The sequence below is a fragment of the Ottowia caeni genome (genome assembly GCF_050821495.1).
Taxonomy (GTDB): domain Bacteria; phylum Pseudomonadota; class Gammaproteobacteria; order Burkholderiales; family Burkholderiaceae_C; genus Ottowia; species Ottowia caeni.
Genome location: NZ_CP151080.1, coordinates 2,937,932 through 2,956,790 on the forward strand (window position 1 = coordinate 2,937,932; position 18,859 = coordinate 2,956,790).

The window sequence follows — 18,859 nt, forward strand, 5'->3', positions numbered from 1 at the left end:
TGCTTCTCGTCACTCCTTCCCCCACTGGGGGCGCCCGGCGTAGGGGAAGGTTGGGATGGGGGCACGCACAGCGCCAAAATGAGACACTGACTATGACATACCCCGAGAGCCCCCACCCCCCAGCGAGGGAGGGCTATTCAGGAAATCGTTCAAAGAACCACTTTTTCGACAACCTCTTTGGCGGCGAAAAGCCCGTGCTAGAAACATCGCTATTCACCGCGCGGAAGCATCTCGCGGCTAAATCCGCTTCTGAAGCAAATTCTCAACTCAACCTGTAAAACAAGCCACCTGATCCCCGCTCACTTGCCCAGCATCTCCACCTTGCGCATTCTTCATATGCTCCACACTCAAGGCAGGCGGCAATGGCACGCCGTTTTTCACCGCCAGCACCTCTGACATGATGCTCACCGCTATTTCAGGCGGGGTCTTGCTACCAATATAGAGCCCAATCGGCCCCCGTAGCCTTTGCAGACTCTCTTCAGTCTGATCAAAATGCTCGATCATGCGCTGACGGCGTGCGGCATTGTTGCGTCGGCTGCCAATAGCGCCAATGTAGAAAGCTTCGGTCTGCAGGGCTTCAAGCAAGGCGAGGTCATCGAGCTTGGGATCGTGCGTGAGTGCAATCACGCAACTGCGGCGATCGGGCTTGAAGTCGATCACCGTGTCGTCTGGCATGGTCGAGAGTACCCGAACGCCAGCCACACTCCATGCAGCTCTGTACTCCTCGCGCGGATCGCATATGGTCACTTCGAAGCCGCAAAACAGCGCCATGGTGGCCAAATACTCGCCCAGTTGGCCAGCGCCGATCAACAGCATGCGGTACTCAGGGCCGAAAGTGTTGACCAGCCGCGTTTCATTCAAGCTGAGTTCTGCTGGCGCCTGCGCGGCCTCCAGTGTGACCGTGCCATCAAGCAGGTTCACACTGCGATGCGTCAACCGCCCCGCCTCCAGAGCGCTCACCAGTTCAGACAGAGTGCCCGCATCGGGATCAAACTCCAGCAGCAGTTCCAGGGTGCCACCGCACGGCAGGCCGAAGCGATGAGCCTCGTCAGCGGTAATGCCGTACTTAACGAATTGGGGTGCGCCACTATCGCCCGCTTTGATCGCATCTGCCGCTGCGGCCTGGGTGTAACGAACGATCAGATCGTCTTCAATACACCCCCCGAAACAGAGCCGACCACCGCACCATTCTCCGCGAGCCCCATGATCGAGCCCACCGGGCGCGGCGAAGACCCCCAGGTTCGGACGACGGTCGCCATCAGCACATGCTGGCCTGCTGCCCTCCAATCGCGAAGGGCACGCAAGACGGTAACGTCCAAGTTTTCCATGATCGCCTCCTTGGTCCCTCCATGGGACGAGAGAATGCCTAACCCAGATCCTTCATGAACATATAGCCTACAGCGATCACCGCAGCAGCCGCAACCCAAACCCACCAGGGCACTGCCTTCGAAGCAGGTTGCGCATCAGCTGGACTTGTTGAAGCCGTTGAATCTTCCGGAACTGCTGGTGGCGGATAGCGCCGCTGCATTTCCTCATCAAAGCGCTTGAAGAAATCTTCCGCCATCGACTTGGCCACCCCGTCGATCAGCCGTTGCCCTACCTGAGCGATTTTTCCGCCCACTTGAGCATTCACGGTGTAGCCAAGTTCGCAGCCCTCGCCTTGCGGTACCAGCGTTACCTTGGCTGTTCCCTTGCCGAAACCCGCGGCGCCTGCCTGCCCATCAAACAGAAGAGAGTAGCCGTTGGGTGCGTCAATATCCGTCAACTTGATCTTGCCGTTGAAGCGTGCCGACACCGGCCCAATCTTGATCGCGTTGGTAACGGCATACTGGTTCTCGCCCGTGGCCTCGATTTTTTCGCAACCGGGAATGCATACCTTCAGCACCTCCGGGTCATTGAGGGCCTCCCAGGCTTGCTGCTGAGTGACGGCGAGTTGACGACTACCTTGCATGTCCATGCGGGTCTCCTGTAGTGTTGTAGTTCAGTTGTGGGGATCTCAAAGGTGATACTACCCGTCATCGATGCCGTTTTCTGAGTTTAGGCGCCCACATGAACGGAGAGCGCTTGCACCGCGCAAAGCCTGGCTAAAGATGAATGGTGAAGGAGGCAACGGCCCGTAGTTTCACTATCAAGCGAAGAATCCTGAAGTTTGCCTGAAAACGCCTAAAAAAACGCGGTATACTCTAAGGCTTGTCGGCGTGTAGCGCAGCCTGGTAGCGCACTTGCATGGGGTGCAAGGGGTCGCGAGTTCGAATCCCGCCACGCCGACCATTTATATCAAGGACTTAGCTTCGAAAGGGGCTAAGTCCTTTTTTGTTGCCGTGCCCAATGGGTAAACAAATGGGTAAACGCCGCGAAGCCTGTAACGGCGCTTGGCCCGCCAGCCTAATCCCACAGCGGAGGGACTCAATCAAAGACGCTTGAGGACTCTACGGACAGGCTACGTAAGATGAATCGGATGACATTATTCGCATTCACACCGGCAATACATACAACACCGAACCAGACATTGGTACACGGGTCACCGCTCAGCCAGTTGGTCCGGCTTGTCCATCCCACCCCTCAGCTGCTCGCGTGCAATGCCTGAAGCGTGCTCATCTCCGCTGGGTACTAGCACAGCGTGTGCGCCGGTCGCCGCGACAGAGCAAACGCTGGCAACACGGCGCGGATAAACCCTCCAAGCACTGCGCCCGCATTACAAAAACAGAAAGCAATTCTTAGGGAATACCCTCGCAACCAAGACCTGAGATATAAACCACCAAGTCATAATCGCAGAATTAAGTTGTTGGTGAGCCCCCTCAGCGTCTACCCCTATCAAATCAAACTGGCAAAGCCCTACCGATGGGCAAAAGGTGTGCAAACGCACCGGGTTGGTTTTGTAGTAAGAATCGAAGCCGAAGGCGCCATCGGCCTGGGTGAGGCTGCGATGCTGCCTAACGTGATTCACGACCCAGTGAAATTTGCCCAGCAATGCGAATTGCTGTGTGATGGACTTGATCCGCTAGACGCAAATTTCCTGAAACGTCTGGATGAGCGCGAATGCCCGCCTGCGATTCGCTGCGGCGTTTCGTCGGCCTGGTTCAGCCATGCCGCAGCAAAAAAAGGATTGCGGCTATGCGACCTGCTTGCCGGGCAGACAGGCGTGTCAGACACCGTGCCGGTGAATGCCCTGATCACCGAACAAACCCCACAGCAGTGCGTCGACGCCGCCAAGTATCAGGTGGGCCGCGGCATCTCGACCGTGAAGCTGAAATGCGGCAAAGACCTGGAAGCTGACCGCGAGCGCATTGTGGCGATTCGCGACACGTTTCCTGATCTGAAAATCCGCATTGACCCGAACCAGTCGTGGGACGTGGCCTGGGCCGCAGAGCATCTGCGCAGCCTGCAGCCGTTTCAGATCCAGTATTGCGAAGAACCGCTGCCGTCAGGCACGTCGCTCGATGAATACCGGCGCCTGCGCGAATACGCCGGTGTGGCCATCGCACTGGACGAAAGCATCATCGACCTGAAATCGGCCGAACTCGCCATTGAAAAACAGGCGGCAGATTATTTCGTGCTGAAGCTGCAGCGCCTGGGTGGCCTGGACCGGTTGCTCGACGTGGCGCGTTTTGCCAAATCGCGGCAGGTCGATTCGATATTGACCTCGAACATGGAAGCGAATGTCGGCCTGGCCGTGGGCCTGCATTGCGCCGCAGTCGTGCAAACGCCCGGGCTCGATTCCGGGCTGGCCACCTCCGACTTTTTCGCCGACGGGCTGGACCCTTCGTTGGTAGTCGTGAACGGCTGCATGCACGTGCCTCCCGGTGTGGGCACCGGTGTGCCATTTCACAAATCCTGAATTTTTCATAGAACGCAGTAAATCATGAACACGAGACGTCAGATTCTTTCGATGTTGGGCATCGCCCCCTGTGTGCTCCGCTGGGTGCATTGGCGGCATCACCCGGCTATCCCACGCAGGCCAGCAAGATCTTTGTCGGCTTTGCGGCAGGCGGTGGCACCGACGTGCTGGCGCGGCTGTTTGCCCAGCGGCTGGAAACGCATTTCAAACAGCCCTTTGTGGTGGAAAACAAGACCGGTGCGTCTGGCGCCATTGCCGCCGTGGGCGTGGCCAAGGCACCGCCCGATGGCTACAGCCTGCTCATGGCGGCCGACGCGCACTTGATCTACCCGCACCTCGCCAAAGGGCTGACCTACAGGGCGGTGGAAGATTTCACGCCCATTGCCTGCCTGTCCTCCGGCCCGCAGGTCATTGCCGTGCACCCCAACTTTCCGTGCAACAGCCTGGCCGAGCTGATCGAGTTGTCTCGCAAGGACAAAAAAGGCCTGGCCTACGCCTCCGGCGGCGCGGGCACGCTGACACAGATGGTGATCGAGCTCATCAAGACGAATTCCGACCTGAGCCTCACACACGTCCCTTTCAAGGGTTCCGGCCCGTCGCTGGTGCCGGTGATGGCGGGCGAGATTCCCGTGCTGTCGTCGCCGCTGGGCATCGTGCTCCCGCACATCGCGTCGAAAAAGCTCAAACCCATCGCAGTGACCAGCGCCAGGCGCACCAAGTTTCTGCCGGACACGCCCACCGTGTCGGAAACCAAGGGCTTCGAGCAATATGAGGCCACGTCCTGGGTGGGCCTCCTGGGGCCCAAAGGCATGCCGGCCGAGATCGTGAACGAAATTAATCAGTTTGCGAACACGCTGTCGACCGACCCGTCGTTCATCGAGCGTCTGGACAAGAACGCCTGGAGCCCCGTCAGCATGACGGCGCCCGAATTCAAGGCGAAGATGGAGAAAGACTCCATCAAATGGAAAAACCTGATCGAGAAGCAAGGCATCCAGCTGGACGCCTGACGAGCCGGACAGAAAACCGATGTGCGGTCGCCAGTGACTGGCGGGGTCAGCACTTGATGGGCAGCAGGGCCGACTCCAGCGCTGGCTGCCTTTTTTTGGGTGAAAGTGCCTGAAGCCGACGTCCGTCAAGCACTGGCAACTATCAAAACCATCGTTGCAGGCAGCCAGTTGGCGCCCCCGAGTTCGACACGAAGCGTTGTCAGTGTTTGATTTTCTTGGAAATCGTTTTCAAATTGCCACTACAAGAGGCTTAACTAGGTGTCTGGGTTCGGGCTCCTGACGTTCAGTGCGGCCAGCACGCTGGCCTGATCTCGGTGGATGGTGGAGATGCCTGCGATGGGCGCGCCTTCGTTGATTGACACGCTTTGCCGCTGAATGCGCCGCAGTTGCGTCAGGGCCATCTCAGGTGACGCACTGTGGCCAGCGGCCTTCAGCCGCAGGCGCATCACGCGGTACAGGATCAGGGCCATGAAACAGATGCTGGCATGCGCACGGATGCGCTCGGGCAGCCGGTGGTACACCGGCGCAATCTCGATTGCGGACTTCAGCACTCTGAAGCCGCGCTCGATGTCGGCCAGACTCTTGTAGCGCTGCACAATCTCGGCAGGGCTGAGGTCCGCCACGTTGGTGACCAACAGCAGCTTGCCATCCATCATCTGCGCCCGCGCCGTCAAAGCTCCCTGACGAACCGAAGCATTACAACGTTTCGCCGCGTACGCGGAGCGGCATTGGGTTTTCTGCCCTGCACGCGTTCTGGCACCTGGTCGGGCAACACGGCCAGTGTGTATGCCTCAAGCCCGGTGTGCAGGGTCTCATGTCGCAAGCTCCATTCCAGCCGTTCGATCTGCTTCTCCGGCGTGAGGTGCGCGTTTGTGCCCAAGCGGTACCAGCCTTTGAACTGCTCATAGAACACCAGCCGCAGGCGTCGCAGTTTGGCAGGGGTGTCCAACGTGCCCCAGTGACCGCGTGCTGGCGGCCAGTCCATCAACTCTGGGCACACCAGCTCTATCGGTGTGGCCGGGTTCTCGCGCCACTCCAATTCACGCCAGAATTCCAACAGCGACGCATCAACGAGCGGTGTTGCTATCGGCCACAGGTCAATGTGCGGGCGCCCATGCCTCAAGCTCCACTCCAGTAGCTCAACCCTGCGGGCGTCATCGGGCCACCCTGCCCGCTCCAGCTCTAGCCACCCCAGCACAAGACCGAAGCGGTCAGAAAAGACCATTTGCAGCGCGCCGATGCGCTCACGCAGGCTGGCATGGTGCCACGGGCTGGTCATGCCTCGGGTCAGGTCAGGGAACAGTTCTTCAATGGGCTGTGTCATCGGCTTCTCCTTTGCCCAATCACGTTACACACCCAACGTTAAGACTCACTAACATTAACGGGTATTGAGAGTCCGGAAACCGCGGATCACTACCCAGCCAACGTGAAGCCCTGTGCAGCCCGATGCTCGCAAGCGGGTTGGCGCAAGCTCAAGCGGCAGCGTCTCAAGTCGTTTCCGTGATCCGTTTGCGTTGACGACTTACGCCTGTCTGTCAATGCACCCACGCCGAACCTGACCCATGGCCATCTGGCGCATGTCAGAGCGTATTTTTGGACTAAATCAAACCCAAAGGTCGTTTGTTCCAATTTCACGTCGATTGCTTGCATTCGACGAAATAACGGAACATGCTGCAGCCTGCTTTCCGAATCCCAAACCCAGCGCGTCCTTGACCTGGCCGACCAGAGAGGAATTCTGCGCGCCAGCGATTTGGATGCCATTGATGCACCAAGGGTCGTCCTCACGCGGCTCACTGCCGTCAGATCGAGCACCCCCATGCTCGATACGGGCACCGGGATGTAAGTACCGGAAAATCCACTATTTGAACTTAACCGCTTATTCCGGTAATACGTCCTATTGATTCACCCTCAGGAAAACCGAGCGCGACACCAGATTCCGTCGAACGTGCCCTTGCGTCAGGGTATCGCGGTCACGGGGGCGTTGAACCAGCATGGCGAGGGACTGGCCCTGCTGACGGGCATGCCCAGCGGCATCGAAGATCCGGTGACGACGCAAGGCCCCTACCCCGCCGACAGCGTGCTCAGCCGCTGCGAGGGGTAGCTTCGGCAGTTCCGGGAAGCCTGCCGGGCAGCCAGCCGCGGCACGCGAACCGACTGCCCCTGACTGGTTTTGTTCAGATGGACAAGGCGCGGCACAGGTCACGCAGATCGTTGATGGTGAGGTGGGGCTGCAAGGGCTCGTGCTCCCAGAGGTGATCCGAGCGGTTGACCCAGGCCAGTTGCATGCCGGCACGCAGGGCGCCCACGCCGTCCAGGTGAGCATCGTCTCCGATGTGCAGCACCTGCCCGGGGCCCACGCCGGCGGCATCGGCCGCCGCGAGAAAGATCCGGGTGTCAGGCTTGCCGACCCCAAACTCACGCGCGCTGATGGCCGCCCTGAAGTGCCCGCCAATGCCTACGCGGTGGACGTCCGCGTTGCCATTGGACACCGCCACCACGGGGTAGCGGGCGCTCAGGCGCTCCAGCGCCGGCAGGGCGTCCTCAAACAGCTCCACCCGCTGGCGTTCCGCAAAGAACGCCTCGAACGCAGGTTCGGCCAGCGCCGGATCGTCACCGGCCCGCTGCAGCAGCACGCGAATGCTCTCGCGCCGCAGGGCACTGAGGTCGTGCGCCAGATCGGCCCGCTCCCGCCCCACCTGCTCACGCACGGCCCGGAGCGTTGACCGGTCGGTGGCCAGAGCCGCTGTGGCCGGTGCGTGCTCGCCCAGCCAGCCCTGCAGCACTTCCTCGGCACGGGCAATGGTCGGCCAGATGGGCCAGAGCGTGTCGTCCAGGTCGAGCGTGATCGCGCGAACACGGCCAGGATCGAACGCCGCAAGGGAATGGGAGCCAAGGGTACTCATGTCTCGGAGAGAATAACCGATGGCTTGTTGACGGTGTCAGGCTTGACGAACACTTCGATGACCGCGATGTCCTTCAAATCACTGATGTCCGGGACCTTCACTTCTACTGCGCTCATGCCGCAGCTCCCAAGATCGAAGTCGCCGCCGCCGCGATGCTGGCGGCATCGACCTGGAAGAACGCCCGCAGCGCCGCCCGAGTGTCGCTGCGGCCAAAGCCATCGGTGCCCAGGGTTTTGTAGCGTCGCTCAGCGGGCAGGTAGGCTCGGATGCTCTCGGGCACTGCGCGCACGTAGTCGGTGGCGGCGATGATGGGGCCGCTGCTGGCTGCCAGCAATTGCGCAATGTAGGGGCTGCGCTGGGCATCGTGGCTGGCCTCGCCTTCGCGGGCCAGCTCGCTCCAGCTGGTGATGCTGAACACATCGGCGCCGACACCATGTTCGGCCAGTTGCTGCGCGGCTTTGACCACCTCGGTGAGGATGGCGCCTGAGCCGAGCAGCGTGACGCGCTGGCCGCCCTGCCCGTCCTGTGGGCCATAGCTACCGAAGTGATAACCACCCTTGAGCACGCCTTCGGCCGCGCCTTCGGGCAAGTCGGGGTTGGCGTAGTTCTCGTTCATGAGCGTGACGTAATAGAACACGTCCTTCCGCTCGACCAGCATCTCGCGCATACCGGCGTCGATGATGACGGCCAGCTCGCCGGCAAACGCCGGGTCGTAGGCCTTGCAGTTGGGGATGGTGGCGGCCATCAGGTGGCTGCTGCCGTCCTGGTGTTGCAGGCCCTCGCCGCCCAGCGTGGTGCGCCCTGACGTGGCACCCAGCAGAAAGCCGCGTGCGCGCTGGTCGGCTGCGGCCCAGATGGCGTCGCCCACGCGCTGGAAGCCGAACATGGAGTAGTAAATGTAGAAGGGAAGCATGGCCAAGCCGTGCACGCTGTAGCTGGTGGCCGCTGCCGTCCAGCTGGCAATCGCCCCGGCCTCGCTGATGCCTTCTTCCAGAATTTGCCCGTCCAGCGCCTCGCGGTAGCTCAGCACCGAGCCAATGTCTTCGGGCGCGTAACGCTGGCCCACGCTGCTGTAGATGCCGACCTGCTTGAACAGGTTAGCCATGCCGAAGGTGCGCGCCTCGTCGGCCACGATGGGTACGATGCGCGGGCCCAGCGCCTTGTCCTTGAGCAAGTTGCCCAGCATGCGCACAAAGGCCATGGTGGTGCTCATCTCCTTGCCGTCGGCGGCCAGCGCGAACTGGCCGTAGTCGGTCAACGGTGGCACGGGCAGCACGTCGCAGGCGGTCTCGCGTTGGGGCAAGCTGCCGCCCAGGCGCTCGCGATGTTCCCGCAGGTAGCGCATCTCGGCGCTGTCTGTGGCGGGCTTGTAGAAGGCCAGGCCGGTGGCCTGCGCGTCGGTCAGCGGCAGGTTGAAGCGGTTGCGAAATTCGATCAGGTCGGTCTCGTCCAGCTTCTTCTGGCTGTGGGTAGTCATCTTGCCTTGGCCCGCGCTGCCCATGCCGTAGCCTTTTTTGGTCTGGGCCAGGACGACGGTGGGCTGGCCGGTGTGAGCGGCCGCAGCGGCGTAGGCGGCGTGGATCTTCACCAGGTCGTGCCCGCCACGCTTCAAGCGGTCAATCTGCTCGTCGGTCATGCCCTGTGCCAGGGCGGCCAGCTCGGGGTTCTGGCCGAAGAAGTTGTCGCGGTTGAAGCGGCCGTCCTTGGCGGCGAAGGTCTGCATCTGGCCGTCCACGGTGTTGGCGAAGGCGCGGGTGAGCGCGCCGTTGGTGTCACGCGCGAACAGGCCGTCCCAGTCGCTGCCCCACACCAGCTTGATGACGTTCCAGCCGGCGCCGGCAAAGAGTTTTTCCAGCTCGTCGATGATGCGGCCGTTGCCGCGCACGGGGCCGTCCAGGCGCTGCAGGTTGCAGTTGACCACCCAGACCAGGTTGTCCAACTTCTCGCGTGCGGCCAGGGTGAGCGCGCTCATGCTCTCGGGCTCGTCCATCTCGCCGTCTCCGAACACGCCCCAGACCTTGCGCGCGCTGCAGTCTTGCAACTGGCGGTGGCTGAGGTAGCGCATGAAACGCGCGTGGTAGATGCTGCTGATGGGCCCCAAACCCATGGAGCCGGTGGGGAACTGCCAGAAGTCGGGCATCAGCCACGGGTGGGGGTAGCTGGAGAGGCCGCGCGCGCCTTCTCCGGGGGCGGTGATCTCCTGGCGGTAGTGGAGCAGGTCCGCCTCGCTCAGGCGGCCCTCCAGGAAGGCGCGGGCGTAGACACCCGGGGCGCTGTGCGGCTGAAAGAAAACCAGGTCACCCTGCCGCCCGGCCTTGAAGAAGTGGTTGAATCCTGTTTCGAACAGGTCGGCGGCGCTGGCATAGCTAGCAATGTGGCCGCCCAGTTCGCCGTAGGCCTGGTTGGCCCGCACCACCATGGCCAACGCGTTCCAGCGCATCAGCGAAGCCAGGCGCTCTTCAATGGCCAGGTCGCCCGGAAACACCGGCTGACCTTCCACGGCGATGGTGTTGACGTAAGGCGTGTTGAGCTCGGGCGTCCAGCCCACGCGCTGGCTGCGCGCCAGGCGGGCCAGTTCGTTGAGGATCTGGCGGGCGCGTTCTGGCCCTTGGGATGCGGCCAGCGAGAGGAAGGCGTCGCGCCATTCCTGGGTCTCGGCGGGGTCGGTGTCGATCGCTTGTTCCGCGTTGAAGAACAGCTGCTGAGAAACGTCTGTCATGGGGGCTCCTGATACCTGGACTGTAGACAAGACACGCTGGCAGGTGCTGCCTGATCCTCATGTAAAAGACGCCCTTCACGGCATAATCCGCCGAAATTTAAAGCTTTCACAGCACAATGAACCTAGACGCGACCGACAAACGGATTCTTGAACAGCTGCAAAACGACGCCAGCCTGTCCAATGTGGAGCTGGCCAAGCGGGTACACCTGTCGCCCTCGCCCTGTCTGGCGCGCGTGCGAGCGCTGGAGGCCAGTGGCCTGATCCGCCAGTACGTGGCGCTCCTGGACGCCAAGCAGCTCGGTTTGCACCTCAACGTTTTCATCTCCATCAGCCTCAAGCAGCAAAACCGCGAGGCGCTGGAGGCCTTCGAGCAGCGCATCGCCATGCGTGACGAGGTGATGGAGTGTTACCTCATGACCGGTGATGCCGACTACCTGATCCGGGTGGCCGTGCCCGACATGCCCGCGCTGGAGAGCTTCATTCTGGAGCAGCTTTCGCCCATCGCGCAGGTGGAAAAAATCAGGTCCAGCTTTGCGCTCAAGCAGGTGCGCTACAAGACCGCGCTGCCCTTGGCTTAGCGCGCCAACATACCCGGTCACACCCCCTGCGCCTGGATTTCAGCAACGCCTTCAAGATATTCAGGATGCGTGCATCGCAAAAGACATCAACATCAGTCACTCGGCTCCCGTGCGCGTCATCTCTGCCTGATTGAACTGCCCCGTCTTCAGCGGTAGGGCGTTGGCGGTTTCGTACACAACCGAACGCAGCCAAAGGTTGCCGGGGTCTCTGTGGTAACGATCGTGCCAGTACTGGTTGACCGCGTAGCTTGGAAAACGCACCGGCAGAGAGACGATCTGCACACCGCTTTCGGCCGCAAAGATGTTGCCCAGTCGCAGCGGGACGATGGCCAACAGATCCGAGTTGGCGACCAACTGGCCCAAGCCCAGGAAGGTCGGCACTTCGAGTGCGAACGTCCTGTGCACGCCACGGCGCTCGAGAAACTTGTCGATGATGGAGTGCGCTGTGGCCAAGAGCAATATCTTCACGTGGCGCTCCTTCTCCAGTTGGGACAGCGTCATGCGCTGCCCCGTGCGCGGATGGGTGCGCGAGGCAATGCAGGCGAAGCCCTCGTCGAAGAGCTTCTGCTGGTAAAAGCCAGCCCGGATGCCAAAGGTGAACCCCATGGCCAGGTCGGCTTCGCCAGACTCCAGTTGCTGCGGGGTGTTGTGGGTGAGGTTTCCGACTTCGATGCGCACTTGGGGCGCGATCTGCTGCACGCGTGAGAGCAAACGAGGCAGCAGCGTCACCTGGCCGACGTCGGTCATGCAGATGCGGTAACTGCGGGCGATGCTGGAGGGGTCGAAGACCGCCGATGGCTCCAGGCTTTGCTCCAGCAACTGCAGGGCCTGGCGGATCACCGGCACGAGCGCTTCCGCGCGTGGGGTGGCCTGCATGCCGCCCGAGGTGCGCACGAACAGTGGGTCGCCATAGTGCTCGCGCAACTGAGCCAACACCACACTGACCGACGACTGGCTCAGTCCGACGGCTTCTGCTGTCCGGGTCACGTTCTTGGCGGCATAGAGCGCCGTGAAGATGCGCAGGTGACGCAGGTCAATCTCGCTTGTCGTCGCCATGAACTATTAAGAATTTCGATTGGTCGAATGAATTCTGTTCCATTGTATTGATACTTGGCGATCTCTACAGTGCGGGCTTCGATGATTTTCTGGAAGCACCGCATGCAACTTTGCCGATTCAACGATGACCGACTGGGCCTCATCCGTGGCGACGAGGTCATTGACGTCACCGCTGCGCTCAAGGTCCTGCCGCCTTGCAGCTACCCGCTGCCAAAACACGACCTGCTGATTGCTCACCTGGACACCGTGCGTGCCGAAATTGAACAGCTGATCCAGGGTGCGCCGCTCCGTCATGCCCTGACCGACGTGTTGCTGCTGAGCCCAGTGGCCAACCCTGGCAAGGTGGTGGCCGCTCCAGTGAACTATGCCAAGCACCTGGCGGAAGCGCGCGATGACCAGGCCATTCATCACCAGAACCAGATTGGCGAGATCCAGCGCGTGGGTCTGTTCCTCAAAGCCAGCAGCTCGGTGGTCGGCGCCAGCGAGGGTTTGCGCATCGCTCGCCCCGACCGCCGCAACGACCACGAGATTGAACTGGTGGCCGTCATCGGAAAAGCGGGGCGCAACATCCCCGCCGCGCAGGCGCTCGAACACGTCGCGGGCTACTGCGTTGGACTGGACATGACGGTGCGCGGCCCCGAGGAGCGCAGCATGCGCAAGTCGCCGGACGGCTACACCGTGCTTGGCCCCTGGCTGACCACGGCCGACGAGGTGGCCGACGTCGGCACGCTCGATCTCCTGATCGAGGTCAACGGCGAGGTGCGCCAGCGGGCCAACACGCGCGACCTGATCATCGGCGTTGCCGGGCTGATTGAGTTTGCCTCGTCCTTCTACACCCTGCAGCCCGGCGACATTCTGATGACCGGCACGCCGGAAGGCGTGTCACAGGTCTTCCCCGGTGACCGCATGGTCGCGCAGATCAGCGGCCTGGGCCGCATGACGGTGGACATCGACGACTGAGTCCAGCGCGTCGATTCGCCTCGGACATCCACGGAGTGATACCCGGCGACCGAACGAGAAAGATGGACTGCATTCCCGCGAACGCCCGATCTGAATCCACAACACAAGAGAGACAACATGACCCACACATCCCGCATCCGCCGCGCCCTCTTCCTGGCCACTGCGACCTTCGCCCTGGCACCGCTGGCGCAAGCGCAATCGCAAGCTCAAGCCCCAACACACGCCGCCAAATGGCCCACAGGGCCGGTGCGTTTTGTCGTGCCTTTCCCTGCGGGCTCGGCACCCGACGTCCTGATCCGGTTCATCGGCGTCAAGCTCGCCGAGAAGTGGGGCCAGTCGGTGGTGGTCGACAACAAACCGGGTGGCAGTGGTGTCATTGGCATGAACACCATCCTCAATGCCCCGGCCGACGGCTCGGTGTTCGGGTTCGTGCAGGGCTCGGCCATTTCGGTGGCACCCAGCCTCATCAAGGGCGTGCAGTACGAGTTCCACCGCGACTTCGTGCCCATCACACTGGCAGCCGTGTTGCCTTTTGTCCTCGCGGTGCCAGCCGATTCACCCTACAAAACCCTGGCTGACCTCATTGCAGCTGCCAAGTCGAGCCCGCAAGGTATCGAGGTGGCCGACGTAGGTCGAGGCACCGCACCTCACCTGGCGCAGGCCCTGCTAGGCATGCAGGCTGGCGTGCAGTTCATGGAAGTGCACTACCCAGGCGGCGCGCAAAGCATCCAGGCCACCCTGGGCGGGCAGGTCAAGATGATGGTGGACTCCTACAACGTCGTGGCCAGCAACGTCCAGGGCGGACGGCTGCGCATTCTGGCCTCCATGGCCGACCGCCCTGAACCCGGGCTGGACAAATTCCCGCTCGCCAAACAAACGGTGCCAGGTGCTGTGGCCGGCGGCTGGTTCGCCGTGATTGGCAAGAAAGGCCTGGACCCGGCCACTGTGGCTCGGGTCAACAAGGATGTGGGCGACGTTCTGCGCCTGCCCGACGTCGTGGCCAAGTCGCACGAGCTGGGCACCTACCCGCGACCGGGAACGCCTCAGGAGTTGGCCCAATTCATCGATGAGGACCGCAAGACCTGGCAGTCGGTACTCGACAAACTGAAGATCCGGCCGGAGTGATGCCGGCCCCTGGCGCGTATAGGCGTCGGGTCTGATTCCCGCTGATGCGGTCCTAGGCCGCGCCATGGCTCCCGCTGCGAACCGGATTCGGCGGGCGTGCACGTGGTCGCGCTTCTTTTTCCGAACCTGTTGGAGACGTTGACATGAGTGATACCGCATTGCCCGTTCTGGTTGCCGGTGGCGGCATTGGGGGCCTGGCTTCTGCCCTGGCTCTGGTGCGCCAGGGCTTTCGGGTGCAGGTTTTTGAGCAAGCGCCCCAGATTGGTGAAATAGGCGCTGGCATCCAGCTGGGGCCGAACGCCTTTCACGCTTTTGATGCACTGGGTGTGGGCGAGCGTGCCCGGGCGCTCGCTGTGTACACCGACAGCATGGTGATGCACGACGCTGTCGACGGCTCCCCTGTGGGGCGCATCGAGACTGGTGAGGCGTTTCGCAAGCGCTTCGGCAACCCCTATGCGGTGATCCACCGCGTGGACATCCACAAGTCACTCCTTGACGGCGCCGAGGCCTCAGGGCAGGTTTCGTTCATCACCGACACCCGCATCGAACGGGTTGAGCAGGACGAGGCCACCAAGACTGTGACAGTCATCGACCAGCGCGGAAAGCGCTGGACTGGCCTGGGTCTGATCGCGGCCGATGGCGGCAAGTCGGTGGTGCGCAGCCAGTACGTGAACGACCCGCCGCGCGTCACGGGTCACGTGGTGTACCGCGCTGTTGTAGACAAAGCCGACTTCCCCGAGGACTTGAAGTGGAATGCCGCCAGCATCTGGGTCGGTCCCAACTGCCACCTGGTGCACTACCCGCTGCGCGGTGGCGAGCAATACAACGTGGTTGTGACCTTCCACAGCCGCAAAACTGAGGAGTGGGGCGTGACCGAAGGCAGCAAGCAGGAGGTGGAGAGCTACTTCCAGGGCATTGCTTCCCTGCCGCGCCAGCTCATCGAACTGCCCAAGAGCTGGAAACGCTGGGCCACGGCCGATCGCGAACCTATTGATAACTGGGTCTTCGGCCGCGCCACGCTGCTGGGCGACGCCGCCCACCCAACCACCCAGTACATGGCCCAGGGCGCCTGCATGGCGCTGGAAGACGCCGTCACGCTGGGCGAAGCGTTGCGCGCCTGCGGCAACGACTGGAACCAGGCCCTGCAGCTGTACCAGAAAAACCGCATCACCCGCACCGCGCGCATCGTTCTGTCCGGGCGTGAAATGGGCCGCCTTTTCCACGCCAGCGGTGTTCAGCGCCTGGTGCGCAACAGTCTCTGGAAAGGTCGCAGCCAGGAGCGTTATTACGACGCCATCGAGTGGCTCTACGGCTGGAACCAGAGCAACTGCCTCCAGCAAGGCTGAACCAGGAGCAAGATCATGCAAGCACTCGGACGACTTGAAGACCTGCCACAGGCCTACCGTGAAGCGCTCACCGCCCAGAACCTGGTGCCCCTTTGGCCCAGCCTGCGCGCGGTGCTGCCACCCCATGTGCCCAGCCGCAACACCCGTCCTATCCACTGGGCGTATGCCGCGCTACGGCCGCTGCTGATGCAGGCTGGCGAGCTGACACCCATGGAGAAGGCCGAGCGTCGCGTGCTGGTGCTGGCCAATCCTGGCCACGGGCTGGAGAACATGAAGGTCAGCCCGGCGATCTACCTCGGCATGCAGCTGCTGTTGCCGGGCGAATGGGCACCCAGCCACCGACACACACCCAACGCCGTGCGCATGGTGATTGAGGGCGAGGGGGCATACACCACGGTGGACGGCGAGCGATGCCCCATGCAGCGTGGGGACCTGATCCTCACGCCCACCGGGCTCTGGCACGAACACGAACACACCGGCGACCAGCCGGTGGTGTGGCTGGATGTGCTGGACCTGCCGATCATCTACTACGCCGAGGCCTCGTACGGCGTGGAAGGTCAGCGCCAGGCCATCACACCGGGCCACGGCGAGCAGGCATATATACGTGGCGGAGTTGTGCCCACGCCTCTGTTTGAGAGGAGCCCAAGGGCCTATCCCATGCTGCGCTACCCCTGGGCCGACGCGCGTGCCGCGCTGCTGGCCCTCGGTGCCGATCAGCCTGCGCTGGAGGCGGTGCAGGTCGGCTACGTCAACCCCGAGAACGGCCACGACCCGCAAAACAACCTCGGCTTCTATGCGCTGATGCTGCGCCCGGGCCAGTCGCTGTGCTTGCCCGTGCGTTCGCCCGCATGTGTGTTCCACCTTATCGAAGGGTGCGTGGACGCGCTCGTTGGTGGGGAGACATTTGCCTTGGCCGAGTCAGACACCTGCTGTGCGCCAGGGTACACGTCTGTCACTCTGAACAACCGCCAGCCAGACCAGCCCAGCTTCGTCTTCATCGCAGATGAGAGCCCTCTGCACCGCAAGCTCGGTGTCTACGAAAACCGCGGACTGCAAAGCCAATGAACGCAGGCAGTCCACGCCCGTTGCAGGGCATACGCGTGATCGAACTGGGCAGCCTGATCGCGGGGCCGTTCGCGGCCAAGACGCTGGGCGAGTTTGGTGCCGACGTGATCAAGATCGAGCCTCCCGGTATGGGCGACCCGCTGCGCAGCTGGCGAACTCCGGCGGGCGGTGGCGAATCCATGTGGTGGCACGTACAGTCGCGCAACAAACGGTCGGTTGCGCTCGACCTGAGGCAGCCCGAGGGACAGGAACTGGTGCGACGCCTGGCCGCAGAGGCTGACGTGCTGATCGAGAACTTTCGCCCTGGCACGCTTGAACAATGGGGACTGGACTTCGAGACACTTTCAAGCCTGAATCCCCGGCTGATCATGCTGCGCATCTCGGGCTACGGGCAGACTGGCCCGCTGCGTGACCTGCCGGGTTTCGGTGTCATTGCCGAGGCCATGGGTGGTCTGCGCCACATCACCGGCACCCCGGCCAGCCACCTGTACGTCCAGGAATCAGCATTGGAGACTCACTGGCGGCATTGCATGGTGTGATAGGCGTCCTGATGGCTCTCTACCACCGCGACGCACGGGGAGGCTGCGGCCAGGTAGTGGACGTTGCCCTGTTCGAAGCGGTCTTCAACATGATGGAAGGCGCACTGCCTGAATTCGACCGCTACCGAATGGTGCGCCAGCCAGCCGGGAGTACGTTACCTGGTGTGGCTCCCACCAACGCCTATCCTTGTGAGGATGGACGTTACGTGCTGATTGCCGGAAATGGCGACAGCATCTTCAGGCGCCTGATGCACCTGATCGGACGCGAAGACCTGGGCGGTGATCCGAGACTTGCCAGCAACCCCGGGCGTGTGGGGCACATGGCGACGATTGACGCTGCCATCGCGCGTTGGACGCGGCAGCGTGGGCTCGACGAAGCCCTGCACGCGCTCGCCGCAGCGCGGATACCTGCCGGCAAGATCTACACCATCGAGGACATCGCGGGCGATCCGCACTACCAGGAGCGTGACATGCTGCGCACCATCCAGCTTCGCGACGGCAGCCAGCTTCAGGTGCCGGGCGTGGTCCCGAAGCTGAGCCGCACACCCGGCGGATTCGACGGTGGGGGGCCGGGCCTGGGGGAGCACACCGACGAAGTGCTCCGCAGCACCGGCCTGAGCGAGAGCAGTCTGGCCGATCTGCGCGACAAGGGAGTCATCGCATGAATCAATGGATCTTGCCCATGGTGGGCGAACGCGTGTTTGTCAACGATGTTGCGCTGCGCGACGGATTTCAGATTGAACCCGTGTTTGTTCCCACCGACGACAAGGTGAAGCTGGCCAATGGCCTGGCCCGCACTGGCCTGCACAAAATCGAAGTCACCTCCTTTACCTCAGCCCAGGCCATCCCCGCCCTGCGCGATGCAGAGGCGGTGATGCGCCAGATTCAACGGGTGCCAGGTGTGACCTATGTGGCCTTGGTGCTTAATGCACGCGGTGCCGAACGGGCGTTGGCCTGCGAGGTCGACGAGATCAATCTAGTCGTGTCTGCCAGTGAAACCCATAACCTGTGCAACACCCGGATGACGCGTGCGCAGTCGCTGCAGGTGCTTCGCGCGATTGTCGAGCAGGTGCGGGGCAAGATGGCGGTGAACATCTCGGTCTCCACGGCTTTCGGATGTCCGATGGAGGGGCCAGTTGCGCCGCAGGAGGTGCTGGCCATCGGCGACGCATTTGTCTCGCTGGGGGTGAACGGCATCACGTTGTGCGACACCACCGGCATGGCCAATCCCGCACAGGTGTACCAGTCGTGTCAGGGCCTGAGGGAACGCTGGTCAAAGACCGCGGTCACGCTCCACTTTCACAACACCCGCGGCATGGGGCTGGCCAACGTCCTGGCGGGACTTGCAGCCGGCGTGCGCCACTTCGATGCCTCGCTTGGCGGGCTGGGCGGCTGCCCTTTCGCGCCAGGTGCCAGTGGAAACATCTGTACCGAGGATCTGGTGCACATGCTGCAAAACATGGGCTATGACACGGGCGTGGACCTAAGTGCCTTGCTTGCGTGCGCACGTGGTCTGCCGTCCCTGGTGGGCCACGGCGTCCCTGGGCAGTTGCTGATGGCCGGGCCTTCGGATCGGCACTATCCAGTGCCCGCCGATTTCAATGACACCTTGACCCGGGCGCAGGAACGCGACGCGCAATCGGCGGGCGCGCGCGCATGATCGCGGCGTAGGGCCGCTCCGAATCTTGTCAAAATCTCAACCTCTTATAGACCGATCTACCGA

General features: G+C 62.3%; 14 protein-coding genes, 1 tRNA gene and 3 pseudogenes. 11 read left to right on the forward strand and 7 right to left on the reverse strand.

Features of this window, described 5'->3' with window-relative positions; genetic code table 11:
- Window positions 1–267: 267 nt before the first annotated feature.
- Both AAAK34_RS13905 and AAAK34_RS13910 read right to left on the reverse strand, forming a co-directional pair.
- Window positions 268–1,328, reverse strand: a pseudogene (locus AAAK34_RS13905) (XdhC family protein).
- 38 nt (window positions 1,329–1,366) lie between these two features.
- The gene (locus AAAK34_RS13910) at window positions 1,367–1,957 is read right to left on the reverse strand and encodes an SRPBCC family protein (protein WP_231695872.1); all 591 of its coding nucleotides are present in this window, start codon (window positions 1,955–1,957) and stop codon (window positions 1,367–1,369) included.
- Between the two features lie 237 nt (window positions 1,958–2,194).
- On the opposite strand from AAAK34_RS13910, the gene AAAK34_RS13915 reads away from it, so the two are divergent.
- The 3 genes from AAAK34_RS13915 to AAAK34_RS13925 all read left to right on the forward strand — a co-directional run bounded on the left by AAAK34_RS13915 (window position 2,195) and on the right by AAAK34_RS13925 (window position 4,845).
- A tRNA-Pro gene (locus AAAK34_RS13915) sits at window positions 2,195–2,271 on the forward strand.
- 517 nt (window positions 2,272–2,788) lie between these two features.
- Window positions 2,789–3,838: a mandelate racemase/muconate lactonizing enzyme family protein gene (locus tag AAAK34_RS13920; RefSeq protein WP_431777395.1), complete on the forward strand. Its 1,050-nt coding sequence runs from the start codon at window positions 2,789–2,791 to the stop codon at window positions 3,836–3,838.
- Window positions 3,839–3,927: 89 nt separating this feature from the next.
- Complete coding sequence (locus AAAK34_RS13925; protein WP_431777396.1) at window positions 3,928–4,845, forward strand: Bug family tripartite tricarboxylate transporter substrate binding protein; 918 nt, start codon at window positions 3,928–3,930, stop codon at window positions 4,843–4,845.
- A gap of 254 nt (window positions 4,846–5,099) precedes the next feature.
- On the opposite strand, the pseudogene AAAK34_RS13930 reads toward AAAK34_RS13925, so the two are convergent.
- Together AAAK34_RS13930 and AAAK34_RS13935 are read right to left on the reverse strand one after the other, a co-directional pair.
- Window positions 5,100–5,513, reverse strand: a pseudogene (locus AAAK34_RS13930) (IS1634 family transposase); the annotation flags it as partial.
- Window positions 5,514–5,515: 2 nt separating this feature from the next.
- On the reverse strand, window positions 5,516–6,169 hold the full coding sequence (locus AAAK34_RS13935; protein WP_231695869.1) for a hypothetical protein: 654 nt from the start codon (window positions 6,167–6,169) through the stop codon (window positions 5,516–5,518).
- A gap of 573 nt (window positions 6,170–6,742) precedes the next feature.
- Here AAAK34_RS13935 and AAAK34_RS13940 point away from each other — a divergent pair.
- Window positions 6,743–6,946 (forward strand): hypothetical protein, encoded by a 204-nt coding sequence (locus AAAK34_RS13940; RefSeq protein WP_431777397.1) that lies wholly within the window; start codon window positions 6,743–6,745, stop codon window positions 6,944–6,946.
- A 73-nt stretch (window positions 6,947–7,019) separates the two neighbouring features.
- On the opposite strand, the gene AAAK34_RS13945 is transcribed toward AAAK34_RS13940, so the two are convergent.
- Window positions 7,020–7,748 (reverse strand): HAD family hydrolase, encoded by a 729-nt coding sequence (locus AAAK34_RS13945; protein ID WP_231695867.1) that lies wholly within the window; start codon window positions 7,746–7,748, stop codon window positions 7,020–7,022.
- A gap of 112 nt (window positions 7,749–7,860) precedes the next feature.
- Window positions 7,861–10,467 carry an alpha-ketoglutarate dehydrogenase gene (gene mdeB / locus AAAK34_RS13950; protein ID WP_231695866.1) on the reverse strand — a complete coding sequence of 869 codons (2,607 nt, stop codon included), beginning with the start codon at window positions 10,465–10,467 and terminating at the stop codon, window positions 7,861–7,863.
- Between the two features lie 116 nt (window positions 10,468–10,583).
- Here mdeB and AAAK34_RS13955 point away from each other — a divergent pair, with 116 nt between their 5' ends.
- Complete coding sequence (locus AAAK34_RS13955; RefSeq protein ID WP_231695865.1) at window positions 10,584–11,045, forward strand: Lrp/AsnC family transcriptional regulator; 462 nt, start codon at window positions 10,584–10,586, stop codon at window positions 11,043–11,045.
- 96 nt (window positions 11,046–11,141) lie between these two features.
- Here AAAK34_RS13955 and AAAK34_RS13960 read toward each other — a convergent pair whose 3' ends face one another.
- The gene (locus AAAK34_RS13960) at window positions 11,142–12,101 is read right to left on the reverse strand and encodes a LysR family transcriptional regulator (protein WP_231695864.1); all 960 of its coding nucleotides are present in this window, start codon (window positions 12,099–12,101) and stop codon (window positions 11,142–11,144) included.
- 102 nt (window positions 12,102–12,203) lie between these two features.
- Here AAAK34_RS13960 and AAAK34_RS13965 point away from each other — a divergent pair, with 102 nt between their 5' ends.
- The 6 genes and pseudogenes from AAAK34_RS13965 to AAAK34_RS13990 all read left to right on the forward strand — a co-directional run bounded on the left by AAAK34_RS13965 (window position 12,204) and on the right by AAAK34_RS13990 (window position 18,796).
- Complete coding sequence (locus tag AAAK34_RS13965; RefSeq protein WP_231695863.1) at window positions 12,204–13,061, forward strand: fumarylacetoacetate hydrolase family protein; 858 nt, start codon at window positions 12,204–12,206, stop codon at window positions 13,059–13,061.
- A 117-nt stretch (window positions 13,062–13,178) separates the two neighbouring features.
- On the forward strand, window positions 13,179–14,186 hold the full coding sequence (locus AAAK34_RS13970; RefSeq protein ID WP_231695862.1) for a tripartite tricarboxylate transporter substrate binding protein: 1,008 nt from the start codon (window positions 13,179–13,181) through the stop codon (window positions 14,184–14,186).
- A 143-nt stretch (window positions 14,187–14,329) separates the two neighbouring features.
- Window positions 14,330–15,532: a 3-hydroxybenzoate 6-monooxygenase gene (locus tag AAAK34_RS13975; protein ID WP_231695861.1), complete on the forward strand. Its 1,203-nt coding sequence runs from the start codon at window positions 14,330–14,332 to the stop codon at window positions 15,530–15,532.
- Window positions 15,533–15,547: 15 nt separating this feature from the next.
- A complete protein-coding gene (locus tag AAAK34_RS13980; RefSeq protein ID WP_231695860.1) occupies window positions 15,548–16,597 on the forward strand; it encodes a cupin domain-containing protein in 1,050 nt (349 codons plus the stop codon).
- Window positions 16,594–17,801, forward strand: a pseudogene (locus tag AAAK34_RS13985) (CaiB/BaiF CoA transferase family protein). Before AAAK34_RS13980 ends, AAAK34_RS13985 begins: the two are co-directional and overlap by 4 nt.
- The gene (locus tag AAAK34_RS13990) at window positions 17,798–18,796 is read left to right on the forward strand and encodes a hydroxymethylglutaryl-CoA lyase (RefSeq protein ID WP_231695858.1); all 999 of its coding nucleotides are present in this window, start codon (window positions 17,798–17,800) and stop codon (window positions 18,794–18,796) included. Before AAAK34_RS13985 ends, AAAK34_RS13990 begins: the two are co-directional and overlap by 4 nt.
- Window positions 18,797–18,859 lie beyond the last annotated feature (63 nt).

Coding starts and splice junctions, on each gene's coding strand:
- AAAK34_RS13910 (WP_231695872.1), bottom strand. CDS start 1,957: ATGGACATGCAAGGTAGTCGTCAACTCGCCGTCACTCAGCAGCAAGCC.
- AAAK34_RS13935 (WP_231695869.1), bottom strand. CDS start 6,169: ATGACACAGCCCATTGAAGAACTGTTCCCTGACCTGACCCGAGGCATG.
- AAAK34_RS13945 (WP_231695867.1), bottom strand. CDS start 7,748: ATGAGTACCCTTGGCTCCCATTCCCTTGCGGCGTTCGATCCTGGCCGT.
- mdeB (WP_231695866.1), bottom strand. CDS start 10,467: ATGACAGACGTTTCTCAGCAGCTGTTCTTCAACGCGGAACAAGCGATC.
- AAAK34_RS13955 (WP_231695865.1), top strand. CDS start 10,584: ATGAACCTAGACGCGACCGACAAACGGATTCTTGAACAGCTGCAAAAC.
- AAAK34_RS13960 (WP_231695864.1), bottom strand. CDS start 12,101: ATGGCGACGACAAGCGAGATTGACCTGCGTCACCTGCGCATCTTCACG.
- AAAK34_RS13965 (WP_231695863.1), top strand. CDS start 12,204: ATGCAACTTTGCCGATTCAACGATGACCGACTGGGCCTCATCCGTGGC.
- AAAK34_RS13970 (WP_231695862.1), top strand. CDS start 13,179: ATGACCCACACATCCCGCATCCGCCGCGCCCTCTTCCTGGCCACTGCG.
- AAAK34_RS13975 (WP_231695861.1), top strand. CDS start 14,330: ATGAGTGATACCGCATTGCCCGTTCTGGTTGCCGGTGGCGGCATTGGG.
- AAAK34_RS13980 (WP_231695860.1), top strand. CDS start 15,548: ATGCAAGCACTCGGACGACTTGAAGACCTGCCACAGGCCTACCGTGAA.
- AAAK34_RS13990 (WP_231695858.1), top strand. CDS start 17,798: ATGAATCAATGGATCTTGCCCATGGTGGGCGAACGCGTGTTTGTCAAC.